Genomic DNA, 4,475 nt, shown 5'->3' with positions numbered 1-4,475 from the left:
TGGATTTTATTTTTTCCAATTTTTCTTTTAAAAACATTTTAGGTTAATATTTTTATCAATTGATATTATTATTTTTTTTAAATTTGATTTCAATAATTTTTAATTAGTTACTGTAAGAATCTCTTTCAAGATAAATTGTTAACATTTATATAATATTAATTATATAAAATAATAGTGGCTAGACTGGAGGGTTAGGGGTCCTCTGTAAGCACACACCCCCTTTGGTGCAGTCGAAGTTCAAGAGGCGGCTTTTTAAGGAAATATGAGCCTGGAAAAACAACATAGAAACTTCGTCCTACAGGATTAATGGTGGTGAAGTCTTTACTGGAGGGTAAAGAAGAATCATCTTTGATATAGGAACGTGTCAGGCCCGGAAGGGAGCAGCTCTACTATTAACAATTGATGCTTGTAGTATCCCGGGGTGGAGTTGGGTTTTCAGATCACTTATATTTTTGAGATTTGTCCACTCTTGAACGTGCCATTTATAATAATGAATAAGTTTATAAGTAACTTTAAACATATAATGTTATATCTTGTTTTAGTTATGTCGGGATGGCCCAGCCTGGTACGGCGTCGGACTGCTAATCCGATGGTCATATGACCACCCGGGTTCAAATCCCGGTCCCGGCGTTTATATTTATATTAATCGTTTGTTTCTTGTTCGTGTTCATATTCCAATCCTATTGGACATGCATGCACTGAAGCATATTTGATTTTATCTATTTTTAAAATATTTTCTTCAACATTGTGTATAATTTTGTGTGCTTCATCAACGCTTAAATTACCATCAACTTTCACATGTAAGAAAACAATAAAATAAGGGCCGTAATTATCTACTTTTATGTTATGGGCTTCGTAGGCATTTGGAGTACTATTGGCTACCTGTTCTATTTTTTTTATGACTTCTGGAGGTACTTTTCCTAGTATACTATCAATATTTGCTGTACCAATATCATATGCTGTTTTTAATATAATTAATCCTATTACTAATCCTATAATTGGGTCGAGTTTCGGATATCCGAGATTTGATGCAATAACACCAATTATAATAGATATTGATGAAAAGATATCTGTTCTTTGATGTAGTCCATCTGCTTCAATAGCCGGACTATTTATTTTTCTACCTATTTTAATAATGTATATACTAATAATTAAATTTAAAAATACACCAAATAGGGCTATTAAAGCCGCATGGTGGTTTGGGACTCTAATTAATGTTGGATCTAAAAGTTTTTCTATTGCCTCATGTATTATTCCCCCACCTACGAGGGTTAAAAATAAAAGAATGAGTAGTCCAGCAATTGCTTCTATACGACCATGGCCCATCGGATGCATCTTATCTGATGGTTTTTGGGCTAATTTAAATCCAATATATGCAATAATTGTTGTTATAATATCGGATAATGTGTGGAATCCTTCTGCAATTAATGCATAACTTCCACTCATATATCCTACAGTAATATTTAATGTTGTTAAAATAAAATTTGAAAGAATTGCTGCAATTACTGCTTTATTTCCTTCCTTATTTCTATATTCATCCATTTGCTATTTTCTCCTCTAAAATATCCATGGCTTTTCCAATATTTTCATATGAATTAGCATAAGACATTCTCACATGTCCTTTTCCATTTGATCCAAAAGCTGCACCAGGAACAGTTATCACTCCCGCTTTTGCTGCTTTTTGAACAAAGTTTTCATCTTCAATTTTTGGAAATACGTAAAATGCACCTTCTGCATTTACAGTTTCATAACCCATTCCATTTAATCTGTTAACAATTAAATCTCTTCTTCTTTCAAATTCTGCTACCATTTTATTTACTTCATCCTGTGGTCCTTTTAATGCTTCCAAAGCACCTTTTTGGGATGTTGTTGTAGCACATGCAATATTATATTGATGAATTTTAAGCAATTCTTCACATAAATCCTCATTGGCTGTAAGATATCCGATTCTTAATCCAGTCATAGCATATGTTTTTGAAAATCCGTTTAAAGTAACTACATTTTCACTCCATTTCGCAGGAGAATAATGTTTTTTACCATAAATTATTTTTTCATATATCTCGTCTGCAATGATGATGAAATCATTATCCATAGATAAATCTGCAATAGCTTTAATGTCTTCTTTTTCCATTACTGCGCCAGTAGGGTTTGATGGAGAATTCAATATTATTGCTTTTGTGTTTTTGGTTATTTTTTCTTCAACATCATCTGCTTTTAATTTAAATTCATTTTCCATTTTACATTCAACAGGAATTGTCTGCCCGTCTGCTAAGTTAACACAAGCTTCATATGATAAAAAACTAGGATTCGGCAATATTACTTCATCACCTTTTTCTATGAATGCCTGTGCACATATATATAGTGCTTCACTTGCTCCAACAGTTACTATAATATTTTCAGGGTTAGTTTTTATTCCATTGTCATTTTTAAATTTTTTAACGATTTCTTCTCTTAATTCTATGTAACCTTTATTGGGTGTGTAATGAGTATCATTTTCATTGATTGATTCAATCATTGCATTTTTGATGTTTTCAGGAACATTAAAATCAGGTTCACCAATTCCCAAATTTATAGCATCAGGATTTGTCACTTCAAACATTTTTCTTATCTGAGATAATTCAATTTTTTCAGTTCTTTTTGCTGGATTAATCATGATTATTCCTCTTATATAATATTTATATATTAATGTTATATGTTAATTTTCACAAGCCCCACAGTTATAACATGGTGACTCATTGCACCATGGTGTTTGCTTTTGACTTCGCATTCTTTTGAATTCGATTTTTAAAAATTCTTTTTTTACTCCCGTATCGATTTTGTCCCAAGGAAGGTCATCATCAATATTATACTTGGGTAAATATTCCATCCATTCATGTATGGTTACATTTTGTGATAATGATTTTTCAATAATTGTTGAAACATCGCTATTTCCACAAGATAATATATATTGTATGAGTGCTTTTTTAGGACTTTCTATCTTTATGTTAAATTTACGCAAATGTTTTTTAATATATTTACTTTTATGTTTTATGTCCTTGAAATTATAACTCGTCCATTGTAGGGGAGTATGGGGTTTTGGAACAACTGGATTGATACTGAATTTTATTTTTTTTCTTGAGGTATGCATGTTTCCAATTTTTTCAATATATTCACAAAGACTTTCAATATCATCCATTGTCTCATAAGGCAGTCCAATTAAAAAATATAATTTTATATTGAAGTCAAGATTTATTGCATCTTCAATTACTGAAAATATCTTTTCATCAGGTATATCTTTATTAATTCTTTTTCTTAAATTATCTATTGACTCGGGTGCAAGGGTAATGGTTTTTAAACCACTTTCTTTTAGATGTTTTAAACTTTCATATGTAATAGATTCTATTCTAAGTGATGGTGTTGAAATCTGGAATTTTTTTTCTTCAAGTTTTCTTATCAATGTTTCAATTTGTGAATAGTCACTAACTGCAGCTCCGATTAATGTAATTTTATTTAAGCCTGTAGTCTGTCTTGTTTTTTCAGCAATGTTAATTAATTTATCGATATTTGTTTCTCGCATTGGCCTATAAATGTAACTGGACATGCAAAATCTACATCCTCTTGTACATCCTCTTGATACATTCAGCATTATGGAGTCACTAAAGACGGTTGTATATGCTTCATTATCGCTTTTTGTAATTATAGGTTCGGTTATATGGTATGCTTCATCCATATTCTTTACCAGTGCAATTTTTACATTGTTGTCGAATTCCGGAATGTAAACTCCGTCAATATCTAAAAAATTACTTAAATCTTTATTTTCCCCGTATTTGTCTAGAAATTTGTTCAGTATCACTTCTCCTTCGCCAATGATAAAAATATCAATATATTCGGATAACGGGGTGGGGTTGGCACTGGCGCATGGTCCGCCTGCAATAATTAATGGGTCATTTTCATTTCTTTCACTACGTTTCAGTGGTATATTTGCCTTTTTTAAAAGCTCTAAAACATTAAAATAATCTTCTTCAAACTGTAATGAAAAGCTGATGATATCAAATTTGTTTAGTGGTGTATTGGACTCAATTGATGTGGTATTGGGAAATGTTACTCTCTCACACCAGGTATCATTTCTTTCATTAATGAAATTATATAATATATTATATCCCAGAGATGACATTGCTGTGCGGTAGATGTTGGGGTATGTTAAAGCAAATCGTATGTTTATTTTTTTATAATCTTTCTTGAAAATATTGTCTTCAAATATCATTTTTTTCATTTTTTTATATTTTCATTTATCTTGGTTATTTTTTTAATTTTTCTATTATATGTACTTTATTTTATTATAAATCAATCTTAAATTTTTATTTTTAATTTTAATTAGGTTGTTATTAATCATTTTTTCTTAAACTATTAAACTAAATGGGTATCTATATTTCATAAGGTCGTTTATGAATGAATTTGAATTCAAGATATTTAAGCTTGTTTTAATCTATTCTAAT

3 protein-coding genes, 1 tRNA gene and 1 other RNA gene are annotated in these 4,475 nt (G+C 30.3%); 2 read left to right on the top strand and 3 right to left on the bottom strand.

Annotation, left to right across the window (positions count from 1 at the left end; genetic code table 11):
* Nucleotides 1-171: 171 nt before the first annotated feature.
* An RNA gene (gene ffs, locus ACKI5C_RS08835) (signal recognition particle sRNA) lies at nucleotides 172-485 on the top strand.
* Between the two features lie 61 nt (nucleotides 486-546).
* Nucleotides 547-630 (top strand) — tRNA-Ser (locus ACKI5C_RS08830).
* Between the two features lie 12 nt (nucleotides 631-642).
* Here the strand turns inward: ACKI5C_RS08830 and ACKI5C_RS08825 are convergent.
* The 3 genes from ACKI5C_RS08825 to ACKI5C_RS08815 are packed head-to-tail and all read right to left on the bottom strand — an operon-like array spanning nucleotide 643 to nucleotide 4,243.
* Nucleotides 643-1,542 (bottom strand): cation diffusion facilitator family transporter, encoded by a 900-nt coding sequence (locus ACKI5C_RS08825; protein ID WP_407432771.1) that lies wholly within the window; start codon nucleotides 1,540-1,542, stop codon nucleotides 643-645.
* Nucleotides 1,535-2,653: a pyridoxal phosphate-dependent aminotransferase gene (locus ACKI5C_RS08820; protein ID WP_407432770.1), complete on the bottom strand. Its 1,119-nt coding sequence runs from the start codon at nucleotides 2,651-2,653 to the stop codon at nucleotides 1,535-1,537. Before ACKI5C_RS08820 ends, ACKI5C_RS08825 begins: the two co-directional genes overlap by 8 nt.
* A 42-nt stretch (nucleotides 2,654-2,695) precedes the next feature.
* Nucleotides 2,696-4,243 carry a radical SAM protein gene (locus ACKI5C_RS08815; RefSeq protein ID WP_407432772.1) on the bottom strand — a complete coding sequence of 516 codons (1,548 nt, stop codon included), beginning with the start codon at nucleotides 4,241-4,243 and terminating at the stop codon, nucleotides 2,696-2,698.
* Between the last annotated feature and the right edge of the window lie 232 nt (nucleotides 4,244-4,475).

Origin of the sequence: Methanobrevibacter sp. (genome assembly GCF_045646045.1) — an archaeon.
Lineage (GTDB): Archaea > Methanobacteriota > Methanobacteria > Methanobacteriales > Methanobacteriaceae > Methanocatella.
This window is presented reverse-complemented; position numbering and strand designations above follow the sequence as displayed.

What these genes read in the sequence shown, in the direction of transcription:
- ACKI5C_RS08820 (WP_407432770.1), bottom strand. Translation starts at nt 2,653, where the DNA reads ATGATTAATCCAGCAAAAAGAACTGAAAAAATTGAATTATCTCAGATA.
- ACKI5C_RS08825 (WP_407432771.1), bottom strand. Translation starts at nt 1,542, where the DNA reads ATGGATGAATATAGAAATAAGGAAGGAAATAAAGCAGTAATTGCAGCA.
- ACKI5C_RS08815 (WP_407432772.1), bottom strand. Translation starts at nt 4,243, where the DNA reads ATGATATTTGAAGACAATATTTTCAAGAAAGATTATAAAAAAATAAAC.